Origin of the sequence: Nocardia sp. NPDC051750 (genome assembly GCF_044453135.1) — a bacterium.
In the GTDB taxonomy this organism is placed as follows: domain Bacteria; phylum Actinomycetota; class Actinomycetes; order Mycobacteriales; family Mycobacteriaceae; genus Nocardia.
Genome location: NZ_JBITCK010000008.1, coordinates 370,992 through 391,496 on the forward strand (window position 1 = coordinate 370,992; position 20,505 = coordinate 391,496).

The 20,505-nt window shown below is 67.6% G+C and carries 23 protein-coding genes and 1 pseudogene; 13 read left to right on the forward strand and 11 right to left on the reverse strand.

The features are described 5' to 3' along the window. Positions 1–16: 16 nt before the first annotated feature. Complete coding sequence (locus ACIA75_RS32785; RefSeq protein ID WP_397110927.1) at positions 17–1,012, reverse strand: zinc-binding dehydrogenase; 996 nt, start codon at positions 1,010–1,012, stop codon at positions 17–19. A 293-nt stretch (positions 1,013–1,305) separates the two neighbouring features. On the opposite strand from ACIA75_RS32785, the gene ACIA75_RS32790 reads away from it, so the two are divergent. Further along, on the forward strand, positions 1,306–2,355 hold the full coding sequence (locus ACIA75_RS32790; RefSeq protein ID WP_397110928.1) for an NAD-dependent epimerase/dehydratase family protein: 1,050 nt from the start codon (positions 1,306–1,308) through the stop codon (positions 2,353–2,355). A 61-nt stretch (positions 2,356–2,416) separates the two neighbouring features. Here ACIA75_RS32790 and ACIA75_RS32795 read toward each other — a convergent pair whose 3' ends face one another. From ACIA75_RS32795 to ACIA75_RS32805, 3 genes are read right to left on the reverse strand one after another with little or no spacing between them, the layout of a single operon-like run. Further along, on the reverse strand, positions 2,417–3,442 hold the full coding sequence (locus ACIA75_RS32795) for a sensor histidine kinase (RefSeq protein ID WP_397110929.1): 1,026 nt from the start codon (positions 3,440–3,442) through the stop codon (positions 2,417–2,419). Continuing rightward, the gene (locus ACIA75_RS32800) at positions 3,435–4,148 is read right to left on the reverse strand and encodes a response regulator transcription factor (RefSeq protein WP_397110930.1); all 714 of its coding nucleotides are present in this window, start codon (positions 4,146–4,148) and stop codon (positions 3,435–3,437) included. The genes ACIA75_RS32795 and ACIA75_RS32800 overlap by 8 nt, the downstream gene beginning before the upstream one ends. Positions 4,149–4,157: 9 nt before the next feature. Then, on the reverse strand, positions 4,158–5,774 hold the full coding sequence (locus ACIA75_RS32805) for a hypothetical protein (protein WP_397110931.1): 1,617 nt from the start codon (positions 5,772–5,774) through the stop codon (positions 4,158–4,160). 54 nt (positions 5,775–5,828) lie between these two features. Between ACIA75_RS32805 and ACIA75_RS32810 the strand changes: the two genes are divergently transcribed. Genes ACIA75_RS32810 through ACIA75_RS32820 form a run of 3 tightly spaced genes read left to right on the forward strand, consistent with a single transcriptional unit; the run spans position 5,829 to position 7,914 of the window. Beyond that, positions 5,829–6,500, forward strand: a complete 672-nt coding sequence (locus ACIA75_RS32810; RefSeq protein ID WP_397110932.1) for a glycosyltransferase family 2 protein — start codon at positions 5,829–5,831, stop codon at positions 6,498–6,500. Positions 6,501–6,538: 38 nt separating this feature from the next. Continuing rightward, positions 6,539–7,261, forward strand: coding sequence for a DUF2064 domain-containing protein (locus ACIA75_RS32815; RefSeq protein ID WP_397110933.1), 723 nt, complete (start codon positions 6,539–6,541; stop codon positions 7,259–7,261). Further along, positions 7,258–7,914, forward strand: coding sequence for a class I SAM-dependent methyltransferase (locus ACIA75_RS32820; RefSeq protein ID WP_397110934.1), 657 nt, complete (start codon positions 7,258–7,260; stop codon positions 7,912–7,914). The genes ACIA75_RS32815 and ACIA75_RS32820 overlap by 4 nt, the downstream gene beginning before the upstream one ends. Before the next feature lie 94 nt (positions 7,915–8,008). Here ACIA75_RS32820 and ACIA75_RS32825 read toward each other — a convergent pair whose 3' ends face one another. After that, entirely contained in the window at positions 8,009–9,325 is a 1,317-nt protein-coding gene (locus ACIA75_RS32825) for a carotenoid oxygenase family protein (protein WP_397110935.1), read from the reverse strand. Next, the gene (locus tag ACIA75_RS32830) at positions 9,309–9,869 is read right to left on the reverse strand and encodes a hypothetical protein (RefSeq protein ID WP_397110936.1); all 561 of its coding nucleotides are present in this window, start codon (positions 9,867–9,869) and stop codon (positions 9,309–9,311) included. Before ACIA75_RS32830 ends, ACIA75_RS32825 begins: the two co-directional genes overlap by 17 nt. A gap of 85 nt (positions 9,870–9,954) precedes the next feature. Between ACIA75_RS32830 and ACIA75_RS32835 the strand changes: the two genes are divergently transcribed. Beyond that, positions 9,955–10,482, forward strand: coding sequence for a PadR family transcriptional regulator (locus tag ACIA75_RS32835; protein WP_397110937.1), 528 nt, complete (start codon positions 9,955–9,957; stop codon positions 10,480–10,482). 54 nt (positions 10,483–10,536) lie between these two features. On the opposite strand, the gene ACIA75_RS32840 is transcribed toward ACIA75_RS32835, so the two are convergent. Beyond that, positions 10,537–11,433, reverse strand: a complete 897-nt coding sequence (locus tag ACIA75_RS32840) for a cytochrome P450 (protein ID WP_397110938.1) — start codon at positions 11,431–11,433, stop codon at positions 10,537–10,539. Positions 11,434–11,582: 149 nt separating this feature from the next. Between ACIA75_RS32840 and ACIA75_RS32845 the strand changes: the two genes are divergently transcribed. The 6 genes from ACIA75_RS32845 (at position 11,583) to ACIA75_RS32870 (ending at position 15,599) form a co-directional block, all read left to right on the forward strand. After that, positions 11,583–11,780 carry a hypothetical protein gene (locus tag ACIA75_RS32845; protein ID WP_397110939.1) on the forward strand — a complete coding sequence of 66 codons (198 nt, stop codon included), beginning with the start codon at positions 11,583–11,585 and terminating at the stop codon, positions 11,778–11,780. Positions 11,781–11,965: 185 nt separating this feature from the next. After that, a complete protein-coding gene (locus ACIA75_RS32850; protein WP_397110940.1) occupies positions 11,966–12,661 on the forward strand; it encodes a helix-turn-helix domain-containing protein in 696 nt (231 codons plus the stop codon). 396 nt (positions 12,662–13,057) lie between these two features. After that, positions 13,058–13,390 carry a WXG100 family type VII secretion target gene (locus tag ACIA75_RS32855; protein ID WP_397110941.1) on the forward strand — a complete coding sequence of 111 codons (333 nt, stop codon included), beginning with the start codon at positions 13,058–13,060 and terminating at the stop codon, positions 13,388–13,390. Continuing rightward, positions 13,380–13,667 carry a WXG100 family type VII secretion target gene (locus ACIA75_RS32860; protein WP_397110942.1) on the forward strand — a complete coding sequence of 96 codons (288 nt, stop codon included), beginning with the start codon at positions 13,380–13,382 and terminating at the stop codon, positions 13,665–13,667. The genes ACIA75_RS32855 and ACIA75_RS32860 overlap by 11 nt, the downstream gene beginning before the upstream one ends. 7 nt (positions 13,668–13,674) lie before the next feature. Further along, on the forward strand, positions 13,675–14,970 hold the full coding sequence (locus ACIA75_RS32865; RefSeq protein ID WP_397110943.1) for a putative toxin: 1,296 nt from the start codon (positions 13,675–13,677) through the stop codon (positions 14,968–14,970). After that, the gene (locus tag ACIA75_RS32870) at positions 14,967–15,599 is read left to right on the forward strand and encodes a HEAT repeat domain-containing protein (RefSeq protein WP_397110944.1); all 633 of its coding nucleotides are present in this window, start codon (positions 14,967–14,969) and stop codon (positions 15,597–15,599) included. The genes ACIA75_RS32865 and ACIA75_RS32870 overlap by 4 nt, the downstream gene beginning before the upstream one ends. A gap of 15 nt (positions 15,600–15,614) precedes the next feature. Here ACIA75_RS32870 and ACIA75_RS32875 read toward each other — a convergent pair whose 3' ends face one another. The 3 genes from ACIA75_RS32875 to ACIA75_RS32885 form a co-directional block, all read right to left on the reverse strand. Beyond that, complete coding sequence (locus ACIA75_RS32875; protein WP_397110945.1) at positions 15,615–15,998, reverse strand: hypothetical protein; 384 nt, start codon at positions 15,996–15,998, stop codon at positions 15,615–15,617. A 284-nt stretch (positions 15,999–16,282) separates the two neighbouring features. Then, positions 16,283–17,518: a multidrug effflux MFS transporter gene (locus ACIA75_RS32880; protein ID WP_397110946.1), complete on the reverse strand. Its 1,236-nt coding sequence runs from the start codon at positions 17,516–17,518 to the stop codon at positions 16,283–16,285. After that, positions 17,515–18,024, reverse strand: coding sequence for a MarR family winged helix-turn-helix transcriptional regulator (locus ACIA75_RS32885; RefSeq protein WP_397110947.1), 510 nt, complete (start codon positions 18,022–18,024; stop codon positions 17,515–17,517). The genes ACIA75_RS32880 and ACIA75_RS32885 overlap by 4 nt, the downstream gene beginning before the upstream one ends. 390 nt (positions 18,025–18,414) lie before the next feature. Between ACIA75_RS32885 and ACIA75_RS32890 the strand changes: the two genes are divergently transcribed. Further along, entirely contained in the window at positions 18,415–18,948 is a 534-nt protein-coding gene (locus ACIA75_RS32890; protein ID WP_397110948.1) for an IS30 family transposase, read from the forward strand. On the opposite strand, the gene ACIA75_RS32895 is transcribed toward ACIA75_RS32890, so the two are convergent. Next, positions 18,887–19,672: a transposase gene (locus ACIA75_RS32895; protein WP_397111108.1), complete on the reverse strand. Its 786-nt coding sequence runs from the start codon at positions 19,670–19,672 to the stop codon at positions 18,887–18,889. The genes ACIA75_RS32890 and ACIA75_RS32895 overlap by 62 nt on opposite strands. Before the next feature lie 148 nt (positions 19,673–19,820). On the opposite strand from ACIA75_RS32895, the pseudogene ACIA75_RS32900 reads away from it, so the two are divergent. Continuing rightward, positions 19,821–20,279 (forward strand): annotated as a pseudogene (locus ACIA75_RS32900) (IS30 family transposase); the annotation flags it as partial. Positions 20,280–20,505: the final 226 nt, after the last annotated feature.

The following is a 20,505-nucleotide window of genomic DNA, read 5'->3' on the forward strand; positions in this document are numbered from 1 at the left end:
TCTACCCGATAGCCGGTCAGCCGATGTGCAGCAGGGTGCGGCCGAGGGCGGTGCGCGCTTCCATGGCCGCGTGCGCCCGGGCGGCCTCCGCCAGCGGGTAGGTCTGGCCGATCACCACCTCGACGGCGCCGGTCGCGACCGCGTCGAGGATGCGGGCGGCGTACTCGGCGCGGAGGTCGTCACCGGTGTTCAGGTCGTGCAGACCCACCACGTCGATGCCGCGCTGCCGGGCGTCCGCCGAGGCCGTTCCGGCGAATTCGCCCGCGGCCGCCCCGTAGCCGATGAAGCGCCCGTCGTCCGCGGTGATCGTGAGCGCGGCGTCACCGAGTTGTCCGCCCGCACCGTCGAGCACCACGCGGGGTGTCCGGCCGTCCGTCGCGGCCAGGACGCGTTCGGTCCAGCCCGGCTCCGAGTAGTCGATCGCGATATGCGCGCCCAGGCGTTCGGTGAGTGCCAGTTTCGCTCGGCCCCGGGCTGCCGCGATCACCTGTGCACCGGCCTGCCGGGCCAGCTGGATGAGCAGGATGCCCAGCCCGCCCGCCGCGGCGGTGATCAGCACCGAGTCGCCGGGGCGCACGGCGGCGCGGTCGAAGACGGCGAGTGCGGTGTGGCCGTCGTGGACCAGTGCGGTCGCCTGGTCGACGCTCACCGCATCCGGAACCGCGGTGAGCAGATCGGCCTCCGCGACCGCGTGTTCGGCATAGCCGCCGGTGGGCACGCCGCCGATTCCGCTGGCAGCGGTCCGGGCTGCGACCTGCCGGCCGATCCAGGCCGGATCTACACCGGGTCCGACCGCATCGACTGTGCCGCCGATCGCGCCGCCCGGTATGTACGGCGGCTGGACCGGGAAGAAATCGGTGCCCCAGCCCGACCGCAAACGGGTATCGAGGAACATCACATCGGCCGCGGCGACACGCACCAGGACCTGACCGGGCTCGGGTTCCGGCGCCGGAACCTGCTGTAGCTCGAGGACCTCGGGTCCGCCGAATTCTTTGACCTGCACCGCCAGCACGGTGTACCTCCTCGGTTCGCTGTTGTCCCACCAGTCTGAAACCTGAATTTTAGTTGAGGTCAAATCCGGGAGTGGTCCCGCCCGAAAGCGGTCGATATCGCCGGCGTGATTGCCGGAACAATGCACTGACCGGGCAGACCGGCTGCGCGTTCCCCGGGGGCCGATTCTGCGGCCGACGACGGGCCTTCGCGCCGGACAGTCACCGATCGTCCCGATGGCCGGGTATGACGAATTCGTGACATCGGCGCCGCGGCTGTCCCGATACGGGCGGGGGAGAGGGCAGGATCGAGGGCGTGCGAGTACTGCTGACCGGCGCGGCCGGGTTCATCGGGTCCCATATCCATGCCGCGCTGCGACGGGCGGGCCACGACGTGGTGGCCGTCGACCTCATGCTGCCCGCCGCGCACGGTCCGGACGCCCGGCCGCCCGAGGGAGTGGCGCGGGTCGATATCCGCGAGGCCGTCGAACTGGATCGGGTGCTGCGCGGGGCCGAGGTCGTCTGTCATCAAGCGGCCGTGGTGGGCGCCGGCGTCGACGCGCAGGACGCGCCCGCCTACGCCGGGCACAACGACTACGGAACCGCGGTGCTGCTCGCGGCGATGGACCGGGCGGGCTGCGGCCGGCTGGTGCTGGCGTCGTCGATGGTGGTGTACGGCGAGGGGCTGTATCGGGGGCCGGAGGGGCTCGTCGAGGTTGGTGCGCGCCGTAGCGAGGATCTCGCGACCGGTCGATTCGAGCACCGCTCCGGCGGGGCGGACCTGGAGTGGGCGGCGGTACCCGAGGACACCCCACTGCGGCCACGCAGCCTGTACGCGGCGAGCAAGGTCGCGCAGGAGCACTATGCGACCGCTTGGGCTGCCGCGACCGGATCATCGGTCACCGCGCTGCGATACCACAATGTATACGGACCCGGAATGCCCAGGGACACGCCATATTCGGGGGTCGCCGCAATTTTCCGTTCCGCGCTGGCCGCCGGCCGGGCGCCGCAGGTTTTCGAGGACGGCGGTCAGACCCGGGATTTCGTGCACGTCGCCGATATCGCCGCGGCCAACGTGGCCGCGATCGAAGCCGGGCTGCCCGGGTTCGAACCGTTGAACATCTGCTCGGGCCGTCCGATCAGCATCGGGCAGGTTGCCCGGACGCTCGCCGCCGCACACGGCGGGCCCGAACCCGTGGTCACCGGCGCGACGCGGCCCGGTGATGTCCGGCATATCGTCGCCGACCCCGCCAGGGCCCGGCAGGTGCTCGGGTTCACCGCACAGGTCGCCCCCGACACGGGTCTGGCCGAGTTCGCGACGGCTCCGCTCCGCCCCGCCGCCGCCCTCGGGGTGCCGATCGGCTGACGCGAATCGTCGGTAGGAAGTGCTCTCGGTCTAGCTCGTGGCGCTGAGCCGGGGCGCCTCGCTACCCGGCGTCCGCCGGTAGCCGGATCTCGAAGCGGCAGCCGATCTCCTGGTTGGCCGCGGTGATCGCCCCGCGATGCGCTTGGACCAGGCCCGCCGCGATGGCCAGCCCCATCCCGCTGCCCATCGGAACACCGTTGTCCGCCACCGGCGACCGAGCCGCCGTACCCCGGTAGGCGACCTCGAAAATCCGTGGCAGGTCGGTCTCGGCGATCCCCGGCCCCGAGTCGTCCACCCGGGTCCAGATGTCGCCGTTGTCGCGGCCGGCGGTGATCACGACTTTGCCGCCGGGTGGGGTGTGCGCGATGGCATTGGACACCAGATTGGCCAGAACCCGCCCGAGGGCGTGGTCGTCGGCTTCGACGGGCAGCGGTGCCGGCGGTTGCTCGGCGGTGAACCCGATCCCGGCGCGGTCGGCGGTGGCGCGGTGTGCGGCGTAGATCTCGTCGATGAGTTCGCGCAGGTCCAGTGGTTCGAGGTCGAGGTGCAGGGCGCCCGCGGAGATCTTCGACATCTCGAACAGGTCGTCGACCATCCGGGACAGCCGCCGGGTTTCCCGTTCGATCTGCCCGGCGTATCGGGCGATATCGGAGGGGTCGGCGACCACGCCGTCGATGAGGGCTTCGGTCATGGCGCGGATCCCGGCCAGCGGGGTCCGCAGATCGTGACTGACCCAGGCCACCAGCTCCCGGCGCGATTGTTCCGCGGCACGCTCCTGCTCGCGTATCTCTTTCTCCCACACCGTTTTACGGGCCTGATCCCGGCCCAGGAGGATCGCCGCGGGAACGGTGACGGCGGCGACCAGGAGCAGGACGAGGGAGGTCCGCCGGAATTCGGCGGTGAACATCAGACCGCTCACGCCGGTGATTCCGGCCAAGGTCGCCAGGGTGGGAATGAGTACGAGCACCGCCATACTCGCGGTGAGCGAACGGTCGCGCAGCGCGCGCAGGGCGAGCGCGCCGGCGATGACCACCGGCAGCGAACACACCAGGGTGAAGCCGACGATCTCGAGCAGGTTCTCAGGCATCCGACGCCTCTCCGGCGATATCCGTGCGGCCCCAGGCGTAGCCGCGACCCCAGACAGTATCGATCCGGTGCCGGGCACCGAGTTTGGCGCGTAACCGCTTGATGTGCACAGTGACCGTCGACAGATCCCCGAAGTCCCATCCCCACACCCGTTCCAGCAGACTCTCCCGGCTGTAGACCTGCCCCGGATTGCGCAGCAGGAACACCAGCAGGTCGAATTCGCGCGGGGTGAGGGTGACCGCGGCATCGTCGATGAACACGAGCTGGGCGGACGGGTTCACGGTGATCGGACCGTCCCGCAGTATCCGCTGGTGCGGGGCCGGTTCGGGCCGGGCGCTGCGGCGCAGGACCGAGGCGACGCGCAGGGCGAGTTCCCGCGGGCTGAACGGTTTGGTGATGTAGTCGTCGGCGCCGGCCTCCAGGCCGAGTACCCGGTCGTCCTCGTCGCCGAGCGCGGTGAGCAGGATTATCGGCGTATCCGGACGCCGGCCGGAGCGCACCGCACGGCACAGTTCGATCCCGTTGGGCTCCGGCATCATCACATCCAGTACGGCTAGCTCCACCTCGTCCGGGGCGCCGATCCCCGCCAACGCGGCGCGGGCGGCGCGGCCGTCACCGGTTTCCACGACCGTGCGGCCGTCGCGTTCCAGATACCGGCGCACCACTTCCCGGACCACCGGGTCGTCGTCGGCCACGAGTATGCACATCGGTCGACCTCACCAATTCGTCATGAGCAGATGGACCAGTACCAGCGCAGCCGCGGCCTGCACCGCCAGCCAGGGGCGGGCCCGGACCTGCGGGAGGTAGGCCGTCGCTGCGAGCAACCACAGGTCGAACGGCAACCAGATCCGTTCGGTCTCCGCCTTGCTGAGCCCACTGATATCGGCGGCGACGATAGCGCACAGGCCCGCGGCGACCAGCAAGGATCCCGGTTCGAACACGCGGAGCCGGGCGGGCGCGAGCGCGCGGGACAGCGCGGCCGCCGTCGCGAGGCCCACCGCGCAGACGGTCGCCGCGAGATTGCCCCACCACCAGTACCCGTAGGGCCGATCGGTGGCGATGCCCTGGTAATAGCGTTCGACCACCAGGTGATAGCCGTCGAACCACCAGAATCCCGCGGCGGTGAACGCTGCCACCACGATCAGTGCACCCAGAACAGCGGGTAGCAGGGGGCGCACCGTGCGGGCGGCCACGAGCACCGCGACCGCCATGAATCCCATGAGCACCAGGCCGTAGTTGAGATAGATCCCGAATCCGAACAGGATTCCGGAGGCGCCTGCCGCGGGCGCACCTGCCCATCGTCCGGGAGCGGCGGTCGCGGTCGCCACCGCCTCCCGGCGCCCGGCCGGCCTGGATACCGCTGTGGTCACGTCCGCTTCCTCGTGCTCGTCCACGCCGGGTTCCGACGCGCTCGCCGTCGTGCCGCCGCGTACCCCGGGCGCACCAGGATCTGTGCCGGGTCGCGCCGATAGCGTTACATCCGTCTCTCGGCGGGTCGCGGTGTATCGCGTTCCAGTACTCGCGGCGACAGCCAGCGACGCGACCGCCCACGCGGTGACACCGGCGAACATCGCGTCGGCGGATACCGCGATCCAGATCGCCGCCGGGGCGAGGACCAGGAACGGCAGCGCGGCGCGGGCACGATCTTCGCTGCCCAGCGCGCGTAACGCCACCGCCACCGCGATCGGTGCGCTGCAGCCGATGAGCACGCAGACGACGCCCGCCCAGGTCGGGCCGCCCAACCCCAGGCGGTCCAGGAGGACGAAGAACAGCAGCGCCCCCGGTGGATGACCGGACACGTGAGTGGTCCAGGAATCGGGCTGCCCGTCCAGGATCCGATCGGCGAAGGTGTCCAGCATCAGCGGGATATCGGTGACCCCGGGGACTTCGGTGAGATATTCGTGCCCGTCCGCGAGCCGTGCGGTGACACCGCGTTCCCAGCCGTCCACCAGGGCGAGAGCGAGCGCCCAGCCCAGCGCGGTCAGATATCCGGCGCCGAGCAGCGGGCGCCAGGAGAGGCGCTGCGCGAGGGCGGGTCCCTGGGTCACGACAGCCGCCGCCAGCACGACGGCGGGTACCGTGCCCCAGCCGATATGCGGCGACCACCAGGCGAAGAGCGGCGCCGCCCCGGCGAAGAGACTCTCCCGCCAGGATTCGCTCGCCATTTGCGGCACGGCGAAGGCGGCCAGCACCAGCAGTGCGGCGGCTCCCGCGCCGAGGAATTCCCCGCGCACCCCGTCACGGGTCCGGGTGGTTTCGATCAGATCCGGCACACCGGCCACCCTAGGCCCGGTCGCCGCCGGGAACAGTGCATCGACCAGGTGCTCCGACACGACGTCATCGTTTTGTCACAGGTTTCGGGCCGATTTGGGCCTAGCGTGGCAACCATGGCAACCGACCACTGCGCACCGCTGGGCGTCACCGTCGTGATCCCGTGCCGCAACGAAGCCGAAGCATTGCCGGGAGTCCTGGCGGCGGTCCCCGCCGGCTACCGGTCGATCGTGGTCGACAACGGGTCGACGGATACCACTGCGGCGGTCGCGACCGAACACGGTGCGCGGGTGGTCAGTGAAACCCGGCCCGGGTACGGTGCCGCCGTCCAAGCCGGTATCGCGGCGGCCGAGACCGAACTGGTCGCGGTGCTCGACGGCGACGGGTCGATGGACCCGGGTGAGCTGCCCGGGCTGGTGGCGGCCGTCCGTGCGGGAGCCGATCTCGCGGTGGGCCGGCGCCGGCCGGTCACCAAGGCGTCCTCGCCCTGGCACACGCGGCTCGGGAATCGGGTCGTCGCTCACCGGCTCCGCCACCGCTACGGACTGCCCGTGCACGATATCGGTGCGATGCGGGTCGCCGAGCGGGCGCGACTGGAGTCGCTCGGACGCCTGCACGACCGCTTCGGCTACCCGCTCGAGCTGCTGGTGCGCGCCGCCGCGGCGGACTGGGTGGTCCGCGAAATCGATATCACCTACCGGCCGCGTACCGCAGGTGTGTCGAAAGTTTCCGGCTCGGCCCGCGGATCTCTGCGCGCGACCCGTGATTTTCTGGCGGTGTTGCGGTGACCGCCGATAATCGAGCTGCATCCGGCAACGAAGCCGCTGTGCGCAGATATGGTGCCGGGGCCGGTGTGCTGAGCGAAATACGTTGTGCACCGATACCAGTCACAATCCTGGTCGTAGCGAAAGCGCCGGTCGCCGGATTCGCCAAGACCAGGCTGAGTCCACCGTTGACCCCGGCGCAGGCGGCGAGGTTGGCGGCCGCGGCGCTCCTGGACACACTCGACGCGGTGCGCGACTGTCCGGTGGTATCCCGGGTCGTCGCGTTCACCGGTGATCTCGCCGGGGCCGAATGCGGCGGTGAAATCGGTGACATGCTGGCCGATTTCGAGGTCGTGCCGCAGCGTGGCAGCGAATTCGGGGTGCGTCTGGCGAACGCGCACGCCGACGCCGCGCGCGCCGGCCTGCCGGTCCTGCAGATCGGTATGGACACCCCGCAAGTGAGTTCCCGGCTGTTGACCGACGCCGCCCGGACCCTGGCCGACGGTGCCGGGGCGCTACTCGGTCCGGCCACCGACGGCGGCTGGTGGGCGCTGGGGCTCACCGACCCGCGTGCCGCCCGGCTGCTGGCCGAGGTCCCGATGTCCACCGACCGAACCGGCGAAAACACGCGAAGCGCGTTACAGGACAGCGGATTCCGGGTCGGCTTCCTCCCGGCCCTCACCGACGTCGACCATTACGCCGACGCACTGCACGTCGCCACAGAGTGCACCGGCCGTTTCGCCACCGAGGTCCGCGCCTTCGGCGACCAGCGAGTGGCGCGGTGATCGGCCGCTTCGACCCGGCACTCACCGGGGGGGACTGCTGGATACGCACCGCCGACGGCGACCGCACCCGCTTGCCGACCCGCCGCTGGCTCGGCGGCGCCCGCCTGACCGCTGCCGACAAGCGGGTGGATTCGGCCCTGGTCAGCTGCTGCGACGGTCCCACAGTCGATCTGGGCTGCGGCCCGGGCCGGCTGGTCGCCACCCTCTGCCGGCGCGGTGTGATGGCACTGGGCGTCGATATTTCCCCGACCGCCATTGCGGTCACCCGCCACCGTGGTGCGCCTGCCGTTCCCCGTGACGTATTCGGTCCGCTACCGGCCGACGGCCGCTGGCACTACGCACTGCTCGCCGATGGCAATATCGGCATCGGCGGCGACCCCCGCCGGATGCTGCGGCGCGTGGCGCGGCTGCTCCGGCCCGGCGGGGTTGCCATCGTCGAATTCGCTTCTCCCGGAACTGGAATAACAGTGAAGGAGATCCGATTGGAGACCCGGTCCCACGCAGGTGATTGGTTCCCCTGGGCAGAGGCCGGCATCGACCACGCCGACGCACTCGCCGGCGACACCGGGTTCGATCTACTCGGGACCGCCGAGATCTCCGACCGTCATATCGCCTGGTTGCGCGGACCCGCCCGGACTCGGATGCTGCGGTAATCGAGCCGTGCCGTGGCTGTGCGAATCGACGGTGCCCGCGGTGCGGTGATCGGCGGCGGCCCGGCCGAGACCACGCTGCCGCCTTCAGGGGCCGTCAGCTCTCGGCGGAAGCGTCAGGGAACCAGTTGCCGTGGAATCCGGCAGGGATACGGACCCCGAGATGGATCTCCGCGAGCGGGGGAGCTTTCAGATCACCGGCATCGAGAATGACGAGATCACTCGTGGCGGTTTCCGCGCGGAACACGAACAGCAGCAGATATCCAGCACCGGTGGCCGAGGGCACGAACACGGCCTCGCCGGGCTCGTCCGCACCGAACTCGTGTGTCCGTTGCCGCGCCGAGTTCACGTCGTATCCGGTGAGGTGATGGGTGCCGACCGCGTACACGGTGGAGTGCGGCAGGCCGGTCGAGGTGTCGTCGATACGGGGGAACTCGATACTGCGGTCGTCCAGCGCGCGTTCGGTGACCGTGTCACGGGTGAGGTCGATCGTCCACTCGTGCAGTGTGCCGTGATCGTCGAACGCCGAACTGGAACCGACCCACATCGACTCGTAGCGCACCGCGTGCAGCGTGATCACACCGCCGGTATCGAAGGCGTTCGCGACGTGGAAGATGTAGCACGGGGTGATATCGAACCAGCGGACCGCGGCGGCCGGGTCGTCGCGGCGCAGGACACCGATCCGTGCCCCGTAGCCGGGATCCCAGCGATACGGCATGGTGCCCTGCTGTGCCAGCTCGAGACTGAACACGACCGGCAGGTCCAGGAACAGGACGTACCGTTCGGTGATCGCGAAATCGTGCATCATGGTCAGGCCGGGGACTTCGATCGGCTGGTCCACGACGAGGGTGCCGGTGGCGTCGGCGCGGTGGTAGCGCACGTGCGGGGCGGTGAGGCTGCCGTAGCCGAAGAAGTGGAGTTCGCCGGTGCGGGGGCAGGTCTTGGGGTGCGCGGTCATCGAATCGGTCAGCGCGCCGCCGAAATCGTAGACTCCCAGGGTGTCGAGTTCGTGGTCCACTTCCCAGGGCAGCGACGATTCGACGAGCGCCAGCATATGGCCAGCATGGCCGATGATATGTGTATTTGCGCTGGCCACGTGCAGGTTTCGGGCGCCGTTGTCCGGGTTGTAGAGGGGAGTGGGGTCACCGTCGAATTTCGCGGTGCGTACCCAGCGGTTGCGATACCACTCGGCCTTGCCGTCCCGCAGCCGCACCCCGTGCAGCATGCCCTCGCCGAGAAACCAATGCGGCGAACCCTCTCGCGGGTTGGGGCCGTTGCGTAGATACCGGCCGTTGAGTTCGGCAGGGATCCGGCCGGTCACCCGGAGTGCGCCCACCGTGACTTCACGGTCGACCGGGGCGAAGTTGTCTTCCAGATGGGCCATCGGAGATTCGGTGTCATGCGGCAGTTGCATCGGGTCGTACCTTTCGGACGAGGTGTGCCGTGTAGCGCACGGGAACCAGGATCGAGAGGGGAATGAGGACGTAGGTGGCGAACCGCCCGTCGGGGCCCAGGGCGGCGATCGACACCAGGATGAGCAGGCCCGCTGCGAGGAAACTCACCAGCCAGGCACGGGTGATCACGATAGTGAATGCGCGGAAGGCGGCCGTGCCGCTGAACTCCGGCGGGGCTTGGCGTCGTGCAATCGGTTCGGTGAACGGGCGGCCGATCGCCAGCCCGGCGGCGACCACCAGCGCGAGCCACAGCTCGGAACCGGCACCGAGGAACCGGCCGACCAGATCGGAGCCGGTGGTCGCGGCGCACAACGCTGCGGCGAGGAAGAAAGCCGCGGCCGCGCTGTCGATGGTTGTCTCGGCCAGGCGATCTCCGCGAACCACCCTCAGCCAGATGAGGATCAGTCCTGCCACCCCGCTGACCAGCGTTGCCACCGCGACCGACGTGAACGACGAGACGATCGCGTACACGATCCACGGGCAGACGGCGAAAACAACGGACATGGGCACCTCTGAGGAGTACGTCGACCTTGACCTACCAATTTGTCATGTCAGTAGTGACATGTCAATAGTGGTATATCTTTGGTGTATGAGTCTCCGATTCGCTGCGCTAGGTCTCCTCTCGCAAGAGCCCGGCAGCGGTTACGACCTTCTCAAGCGCTTCGAGATCTCGATGGCCAACGTGTGGCCGGCCACCCAGAGCCAGCTGTACGGTGAACTCGGCCGGCTCGAGCGCGAGGGGTTGATCGAGATCGCCGCCGAGGGGCCTCGCCGCCGCAAAACGTATGCGATCACCGATACCGGCCGCCGTGCCCTGCGTGAGTGGCTGGCAACCCCCGATACCGCTCCGGCTCGCAGCGCGCGCCTGCTCCGAGTTTTCCTACTGTCCGAAGTGGATAGACCGGACGCGATCGCTTTCTTCACCGATATCCGGCGCAAGGCCGAAGCGGAGCTCGCGCACCTGACCACCCTCCTGGAACGGATTCCATGGGACAGCGGCGAGAACGAATTCGGTCGCATCGCACTGGAACACGGCTTGCGCCACTACCGGATGGAGGCCGAGTGGGCCCGCTGGGCGGCCGACAGGCTGACCGTCGAGGGGCCCGCTGCCCGATGAAGACTCGGCCGGGCGCCCGGGGTATCGGCTACTCGGCCGGACGTCGCGAACCTTCTACCAGGTGACCGGAAGCCGCTGCACGCCATGGACCCCCAACCGGTCCGGGCGCATCACGATGGCGTCTGCCGGAACGGCGAGGCGCAGACCGGGGAACCTGGACACCAGCGCGGGCAGCGCGGTGCGCATCTCGACCCGGGCCAGCTGCTGGCCGAGGCACTGATGGATACCGTGCCCGAAACCCAGATGTCCCGCGGCATTACGCCGTAGGTCGAGTGTGTCCGGATCGTCGAATCGGGCGGGATCACGATTGGCGGCGTGCACGGAAAGTGCCACCGTCTCGCCGGCTCGGATCACCTGCCCGGCCAGCTCGACGTCCTCCAGAGCGGAGCGGGTGAAGGTGTGGACCACGCTGAGGTAGCGCATCAGCTCTTCGACTGCCCGATCGGCGAGAGCGGGCTCGGCGCGCAGCGCGGCCAGCTGTTCCGGATGACTGAGCAGCGCGAAAGTGCCGAGGCCCAGCATGTTCGCGGTGGTCTCGAATCCGCCGATCAACAGCAGGACAGCCACACCGGTGAGCTCGCTCCCCGACAGCTCGGTGCCGGTCAGATCGCTCAGCAGATCGTCGGTCGGTTCGGTTCGTTTGGCGGCGACGAGATCCCGCATGTATTCCTGTGTCTCCTCGACGGCGGCCAAGCCCTGTTCGAGGGGAACGTCCGGGTCGTTGAAGGTGGCGACCAGGTCCGCGATCAGCTGCCGGAATCGATCCCGATCGGCCTCGGGCACACCGAGCAGTTCGCAGATCATCAACGCCGGAACCGGATAGGCGAACGATGTCATCAGATCCACCGGACCGCCGGTGCGTTCCATGGCGTCCAGGTATTCGGTGCTGATCTGGGCAACCCGCTCGCTGAGCCGCCGCATCCGGCGAACGGTGAACTTGCCCGCCAGCACTTTTCGGTACCGGGTGTGCTCGGGTGCGTCGAGATTGAGGAAGTTGCCGGGCGGCCCGGGGGAAGTGGGCCGAGATCGGCCAGCGCGGAATGCATGAGCTCGGGTCGCACGCTGAAACGCGGGTCGGCGAGAACCGCGCGCACAACGGCATGCCCGGTCGCCAGCCCGCCGCGGTGGCCGTCCGGGAACACCACGGGGACGAGCGGGTTCTGCGCGCGCAACTCCGCCAGTTCGGCGGGGAGATCGAAGGGGCAGCCGCCCGGGGGCCGGGTGATGGGCAACGAGAGTGGGGTGGTCAGCGGCTCGGTCATCGGATTCCTTCTGACGCCGGTTTCAGCATGGACTGAACGCTAGGTTGCATTCAGGAATCGCTCAATAGATTCAGCGCAGAAATACTGCATTGACACTGGTAAACGGTATTTCGGCGATGAAATGAGCTTGCCGCCGAACGCAACGGTTCGCGCCCGAAGTGCAATGAGCTGTCGCTGAACGCATACTGGACCCAGCCGCGGATCGAAGGAGAACAGCGCCGATGCCAGGAGGCAGGCTCACCTTGCACGAGCGGGAATGTATCGAGACCGGATTGGCCGATGGCCTGGGATACGCCGATATCGCACGCCGGCTCGACCGCCCGTCCTCGACCATCAGTCGCGAGGTGACCCGCAACGGCGGCCCCGGTCGTTATCGCGCCGACCGGGCGCACCGGGCCACCGCGGTCCGGGCCCGGCGCAGCGGAGGGCCACCTGCGCAACAAACCCCCGCAGCGGGACCCGCCGAAGACAACGAAGCGCTACGCGATTTCGCGACACAGTTCACCGAGTTGTTCGTCTACGACGGTATGCCCCGCATGCAGGCACGGGTGATGACCTGCCTGCACCTCACCGACTCCGGCAGTCTCACCGCCGCCGAACTGGTGCACCGGCTCGGCGTGAGCCCCGCCTCCATCTCCACCGCGGTCGGCGCCCTGGAGAAACGCGACCTCCTCCGCCGGGAACGCGATTCGCGCCGCGACCGCTACTACATCGACGGCGACACCTGGTACCGCACCACCCTGCAACTCGCCCGCGCCGCCGAAGAACGGGTCCGGGTCGCTCGCCGCGGAGCCGAAATACTCGGTGTAACAACACCTTCGGGTATCCGCCTGCAGGAGATCGCCGACTATCTCGACTACCTCGGCCGGGAAATGGTCATGGTCGTCGAACGCCGGCACCGCTCGGGGTCCCGGTAGTAACCGCCGAAAAACCAACGGATATGGGGTTTGGCCCAGATAACGGGGCCGCTTCGCGCACGGCTGGAGCGCTGTAGCCGCAGGTCGGCAGATGCACTACCCCGGATATCGGGCTGTTATTCGGGTCCGTCTCAGTGATGAACCGCAGCCTTCTGACCAGGGGACTGTATTCATATCCACCCAATTTTCGGTGGTTACTACCGAGACTCCAAGTGGCGGAGGATGCGGGCGCGCGACGGGGTCGCGGTGCTGATACGACGTTCCCTCAGCGATACGTAGCGGGGGTGTCGGCTGGGCGTGGGCCGTTCGTCGTGGTGTTGACCGTGGCAGATGTCTGCGAATAGGCTCTGCGGCAGCCGTTTCGGTAGGGCGGGTCGGTGCTGGGTGAGGTGGGATATGCCGGACGGGGCATCGATTCAAGCAACTCCTGAAGAGCTTGCAGCGGCTGCCGGGGCGATCCGTACGTTGCTGGATGGGTTGGCGGGTGGATTCGGTTCGTTGGATGCCGACGTCACCAGCTTGATCAACTCGTGGAAAGGCGTGCAGGGAAGCCGGTTCGCCTCGGGGTTCGGCGAAGTGCGTCAGGGTTTGTCGGAGCTTCTCGACGCGATGCGGGACACGACGGTCGCGCTCGACGACAATTCCGAGGCATACCTCGGCCAGGAGGGCGCCAACGCTACCGCGATCGAGTCCGTTGCTTCGTCGTTGTATTTGCCCGATGTCTCATAGCGTAGACCTCGATCTGCTGGACTCGGTGATCGCGCGGATGAAGAATTTCGAGGCGTTCTTCGCAGACCAGATCAAAGCATTCGACACCGCGATCAGCACGCTGCAGCACGGCTGGGAGGGCGACGCGGCAATCGCCCAGGCCGATGCACACCGCCGGTTGATGGCCGCAGCCGGCGACATCCGTGACGGGGTGGAGGATATGCGGCTCGCGGCGGAGGCGGCGCATTCGAACTACACCGCCGCGATCGAGGCGAACGTCGCGATGTGGCGGAGCTGAAGCATCGGTGACACAGCTGGACGTCGATCCGGAACTGTTCTACGACCTGTCCGGGCAATACAGCCGAGCCAGCCGCGCCACCTCGTCGGCGCTGCGCGTGATGGACCAGGAACTGCGCGGTGCGGTGAAGATGAGCGGCAAAGATGAAGACGGGAAGCTCTGGGGACGGGGGTATTTCGTGTCGGGTATCGAGGCGGTGGTCACCGCGGGTAAGGCCAACGATGTGCTGGCGAAGATGGCTGGGCTGGTTCGTCAGACCGGGGTGAATCACGACCAGTCCGAGGACGCGGAGGCCTACAACAGCGCAGGTGCGCTGCCGCCTCAGGATCCGGGTGCTGTCACGTTCACCGCGAGGCCGTTGAAGAATCCGGCCGAGGGCACGCGTAAGGAGCCGGCCGGGTGGGCTGTGGTGATGGGGGACACGAAGTGGATCAACGGCAATCCCGAGCTGATGCACAAGGCGGCGACCAGCTGGCAGACCGCCGCAGGTATCTACACCACCCAGGACACCGAGCTGCGCGCCAAGATGAGCAATCTCAGCGGGTCTTCGACCCCGGAACTGCCCGATATCCAGGACACCCACAACGCGATACTCGACGGGGTCGAGATCCTGGGTGATGCGATGCGCCAGCAGGCCGGCGCCACCGGCGGATACGCTGATGTCCTGAAAGCCGCCCAGGAGGGCGCGGAATGGGAGCTGCAGCTGCAGACGGTGGCGCAGGCGATCAACACCGTCAACGCGGCGACGGTCGGCAGGCCGATCCAGCGCGCGATCCTGGAAGCCGCGGAGATCGAGATCGAGCACAGCCGCCGCAAGATCCAGGACATGCTCAAGGGCCTGGCCGACGCCCGGCAGATATCGGTGATGACCTTCACCGCGGTGTCGAACACGGTGACCACGGTCATGACCAGCAAATTCCAGCCGGTGCTCGACAAGCAGCTCAAAAACCCGCCCCCACGAACCCGCGCCGACCAGGCACGCCGCAACAAGCTGGAAGGCGCCAAAGCCGAAGCACGCGCCGGCATCGATCCCACCAAGCCGAAGACGTCGATCCCCTCCTCCACAGGTGCGTCCAGACGTATCCCGGACGACCTCGACGCGGCCAATAAGCGGCTGACCGAAGTCAAGAACGTGGAGCGGCAGGCACTCACCGGCCAGATCCGAGACGACCTGGCTTATTGCCAGGCCAAAGGCTACGAGTTCGTGCTCATCACCGACAACGCCACTACCCTGACCCCTGAACTCCAGGCCCTGGTCGACAAGGGCGACATCAAACACGTGAGAATGGATTTCCAGAGTTGACCCCCACCGACGACGCCTCCGCGACACGCCTGCTCGCCGACTACCGGCAGGCCGGTGGATACGGGTCGACCATCCCCGAAATCTTCGAACGCGGCCCGGACTCGATCGCCGTCATCGACGTCCTCGCCGAATGGCTGATCGAACTCGAGACACGATGGCCAGGACCAGAAACAGAGGGCCGCGGCCTCGCGCGTTCGACCTTGTCGAACGCCCTCGGGGGCAGCAAGGCGGCGGCCCGGAAATCCACGAAGGCGGTGCCGGCTCTGATCTCCCAGTTCGACCCGAACAAAGAAATCAACCCCTACACCCGCTGGGCCGCCGGCAACGCGATCTACGATATTCCGGCCGGTATCCAGTACTTCGACCAGCTCGCGGCCATCGCCGCAGACCGCTCCTTCGGCATGGAACGGCAGCTGGTCGTCAACTGGCTCGGGAAAAGCCAGCACCCCGACGCGGCAGCGATCGCGGTCGCCCAGCTCGACGAGGAAATCGTTCGGGGGCATGCACTGGAAGCGCTGGCCCGCCTGCGAGCACAAGGCGTCAGCAAGCAGGTCGAACCATTCCTGAGCTCGAAGAACAAATGGTGGCGCCGCACCGCAGAACGAATCGTCCGCTACGACCAAGGCTGACCCCCATCTGTGTGGTCACCACACGGTGCGCTGCGCGGTGAATCCTTCCAACGGCGCGGCCGCCACCTGGGCTCCGTCCAGCGTGTACGGCTCCAGCACGCCGATCGCGGGCCCGTCCACATGTTCCAGGTGCACCTCGATACCGCTCGAACCGGTCTCCGGCAGCAGTACATCCACCACCAGGGCAGCCGCGCGGATCTCGCCGCGCATCCCGCGCAGTGCCCGCAGGTTCATCTCCCTGCCCTGCTGCGCAGTCCCGACCCCCGCCTCGACCATCCGCATTCCACCACCGGTACCGACCGCCATACCAAATGGAAAGAACTCCCCACGCTCAGACAACTTCTTCTCCGCCAAGCTGATCGCCGCATCGAGTAAGTCGTCCAGGTCCGCTTGCACCATCTCTGATGCGCTGTCTCGCCAGGACACGATCCAGTTCCTCCGCTCATCGAAATCGCCTTCGGCGACATGCTATGGCGCCGGCACCTCACGGCGGGCGCAGGACCTCTGATCCGGGCACTGATGTTGCGCCGGTGCCCCGCCTCGCGTATGAGCTGTTCAAAAATTGATGCATTCTTGGACAATGGCGCCGTCAATATCGCAGTTCATCGATGGTTCACGCTGCGCAGTCGCTCGGAAATAGCCCCTTTATGGACGCTCGGTATTCGGTGTCGGGTGTGGTCCGGTCATGGCTGTGGCCGCAGGCGTGCGGTGGCCACAGCCGCGAGCAGCGCCGAGCCGAGGGCGCCGGCCATCACCGCTGCTGTCGGGGCGGGGCCGGTATCGCCGAATAGGCCGACGACCGGCGAGGCCGCGGCGCCGAGCAGAAACTGCCCGCCTCCGAGTAGTGCGGATGTCGCCCCGGGGGCGTCGCGTCCGCGTGCCTGGGCGATGGTGACCACGGCGGGGAAGAAAACACCGAATGCGGTCAGCGACACCAGCAGACACAACCAGGTCACGATCACCGAAGCGCCGACGGTGAACGCTACTGCCATCAGCAGCACAGGTCCGGTCAACGCGACCGCAGCACTGGTGCACAGCAGCACTTCCGGCGGCCGGTGCCGCGCCAGACGTCCGTAGGCGAGGCTGCCCATCATGTTCCCGACCGCGTTCACGCCGTATACCAGGCTCGCCTGGGCTGCCGTGAGGCCGTAGACGTTCTGGAACACGAAGGTGGTGCTGGCAATATAGGCGAATACTGCGGCGCCGCCGAAAGACAACGCCAGCACCGGAGCCAGAACAGCGCCTCGGGCTGCCACTCTGCCGATCGACCGCAACCCGGCCACCAGACCCGCCGGACGCCGAGCGTGCGGTGGCAGTGATTCCGGGATCCACCGCCACACTCCCCAGGCCAATAGCACGCCGAGACCGGCGAGGACGAGAAACACTCCACGCCAGGGCAGTACCAGTAGTAACGCGCCCCCCGCCATTGGCGCCAGCACCGGGGCGGCGGCGGTGATCGCGCCCAACCGCGAATACACGCCCGCGATCTCGTGATCGTCGAAGATATCGGTGACCACTGCGCGCGCCACCACGATCCCGGCAGCTCCGGCCACGCCCTGCCCGAAACGAGCGATATCCAGGATCGCGGCGGTCGGGGCCAGCGCGCACACCACCGACAGCCCAGCGAATCCGATCGCCCCCGACAACAACACCGGTCGCCGCCCTGAGGTGTCACTGAACGGTCCGAGGATCAACTGGCCGACGATGATCCCGGCGAGGAAGCCGGTCAACGACAGTTGCGCGCCGGCGGTATCGCTCCCGAGGGAGCGGGCCAACTCTGGCAGCGCCGGCACGTACATATCAGTGGCAAGTGGGGCCGCACCGCTGAGTCCGGCCAGCACCATCAGGAGCCGACCGTGCCGCACCACCCTTCCGGGGACTGCCGCCGGCCCGTAGTTGTCAGTGCGCTCGCTGGTCACAGCGCCGGTGCCGCACCCTCGCCGCGCGAGATCGTCGGCGTATCGCCGGTGGCGGTGGATTCGGCGACCGTACGCAACAGACCCGCGGCGATCTCGAGCACGGCACGTTCGGCGTCGGTGAGCGAAGAACGCAGTGCGGCCGCCAGCCACACGTTTCCGTCACGTACATGCTCGCGCAGCGCGTCCTGCCCGGCGTCGGTGATGGTGATGTCCTGTTGCCGGGCATCGACCGCGCTGCGTGAACGGCGGATCCGCCCGAGTTCCTCGAGTTCGTTGAGCACCCGGGTCAGCGACTGTGCCTGCAGCCCCTCGATCGCGGCGAGCTTCGAGGCCGTCAAAGGACCACTGTGTGCGAGGTTCGCCAGAACCGACGCCCCCATCCGCGTCAGCGGCCTCTCACCACCGGGCTGTTCGGCCCGCAACCGCGACGACAGCCGTGACACCGCCCAGCGCACCGATTCGGCCAACAGGAGATCATCCACACCGCATTCGTCTTCAATAGGCACAGTTACCAAGTTAAAGCTTGGTAACTGTGTGAGTCAATCCCGAAAACCCTCCGAAATTGATACGTTAAAGCTTGCATATATGGCCGCTTGTCGAGATATCAGGTCAAACGGCATCAAGAGTCCGGCCAATTGACCGCTTGTCCATTAGTTGATCTTGGGCTCAATCGGTCAGTGCATCGCCGCGTGGGTGATTATGTCGGTGTGGAGGGTTCGGTGCGGGATTACGGGTTGTCACCTGCTGGTCAGGACGAGTTGTGGAGACGGTGGCGGGTAGGTGAGTCGCTCAGTTCGATGTCGCGGTCGCTCGGGATGCCGATGCAGCATGTGCGCCGGTTCCTGGCGCAGACCGGAGGAGTCCGAAGGCCACCTCGAGCTCGGCAGAGTCGGCATTTGACACTCACCGAGCGTGAGGAGATCTCGCGGGGGCCGGCCATGGGCTGCTCCGCGCGAGTGATCGCGGTGTCGCTGGGGCGGTCACCGTCGACGATCTCACGCGAGATCGCCCGCAACGGTGGCCGGAGCGTTTACCGGGCCGCGGCCGCTGACCAGCTGGCCTATCAGCGAGCGCGGCGACCGAAACCAGCCAAACTCGCCGCCTGCCCACCCTTGCGGGCGATGGTGGAGGACAAGCTCAAATCCTTGTGGTCGCCCGAGCAGATCGCCGGGTGGCTGCGGCGGCATTTCCCCGACGACCCGGCGATGCGGGTCTCGCACGAAGCGATCTATCTGGCGCTGTTCGACCCGCGACGCAAGGCGATCGATCGCACCTTGACGCAGCGGTTGCGCACCGGACGCCCGATGCGAAGCCCGAAACGGGCCCGCAGACCTGACGGGCGAGGCGTGGTCCGGGAACGCGTGCCGATCAGTGAGCGCCCGGTCGAGGTCGAATCCCGGCAGATCGCCGGCCATTGGGAATCTCAATGATGTTGTCAAGCTGCTTGAGTGACCGCCGGTGGTGCTGTGGTCCAGGTTCGGTTCTCCCGGCGGCTGCAGCCAGGTGACCGGCACTGGGGAAGGCTCGCAGATCCCCGGCGCTGGCCAGCAGACAGGCTCCCAGAAACGATCCGAAGCCGGGCATGGACGTGATGACCGCGGCCTGTGGGTGCTGCCCGAACAGCTCCTCGATCCGGGCATCGAGGCTCTTCAATCGCTTGTCGAGGGCAAGGATGCTGGTGGCCAGCTCGGTGATGATGCCTACCGTGATGTCCTGGCCGGGAAGCGCAATCGCTTGCGCTTTGGCCGCGTCGACGGCGCGGGCCGCCACTCCGGCGGAGTCGCGCACCTTGCGGGCCCGCAGCCAGCCTGCCAGCCGACTCTGTCCAGCACGGCGGATCCGATCGGGGCTGGCATACCCGGTCAGCAGCACCAACGCACCCTTGCAGGCCGAGTAGTCGAACTCGCGTTCCAAGCTGGGGAACACGCTGGTCATCAGGTCCCGCAGCCGATTGATCATCCGCACCCGATCGGCGATGAGGTCGGCGCGGTGCCCGGTCAGTACGGTCAAATTGCGGACCAGATCCGTCTCGTGGTCGATGACAGTCGAATCGCGTCGTAAACGTGCGGTTTCGGCTATGAACCTCGGCCACGCCCGTCTCCGTCCACTTGACGATGCCTTGTCAGCGGCCCCCGTGGAACACCCCGCCGACACATCCGTAAACCAGCGACCGAGCGCAGATCTCAATCAGCAGCCAGGGCGCCCCGGAGAGCCGGGCGGACATTCCCAATAAGCGACCACAGCGCAAGGCGACCTCAGCCACACCCGACCCTCCTGGGCCACCCACAGTCTTACGGAGGGTGATCTGGTGATGGGCTCGCGGCCGTCGGCGATCGCCACGCTGGTGGAGCGGACCAGCCGGTTCACGGCCCTGGTTGCATTGCCCGACGGGATCAAAGCCGAGCAGGTGACACCGCACCTGACACGATTCCTGCTCGGATTGCCTGCGCCGATGCGCCGGACGCTGACTTGGGATCGGGGCCGCGAGATCGCCGGCCACCAAGCCATCACCGCGGCAACGCAGACACCGATCTACCTCTGCAAACCCCGCAGCCCATGGCAACGCGGCACCAACGAAAACACCAACAGGCTGCTGCGCCAATATCTACCCAAGAGCGCCGACCTGCGTCGATTCGATCAGGCCGACCTCGACGCCATCGCCCGCGAACTCAATCACCGGCCCCGCAGGATCCACGGATACCGCAGCCCCGCCGAGGTTTACGCTGAACACCTGAACAGCGGCGATGCACTGACTCTTTGAGATCGCCACTGGTTCCTGAACACTCCGGCCTCCTGCGGATCCGTCTAGTTCGCTTGGCGGTAGGGCTGTCCGGGAATCTCTGCTGCCGTCGGCCTGGGATGTTGTGACCGCATGTGGTTCCGGTCGCGAACCTCGGCACCACCTTGGTCGCGAATCCCAACATCGCTGGATTTGATGTGCGCGAATCTCGACAGCACCTCCAGCTGGACGACCGCTGCGAACTGCG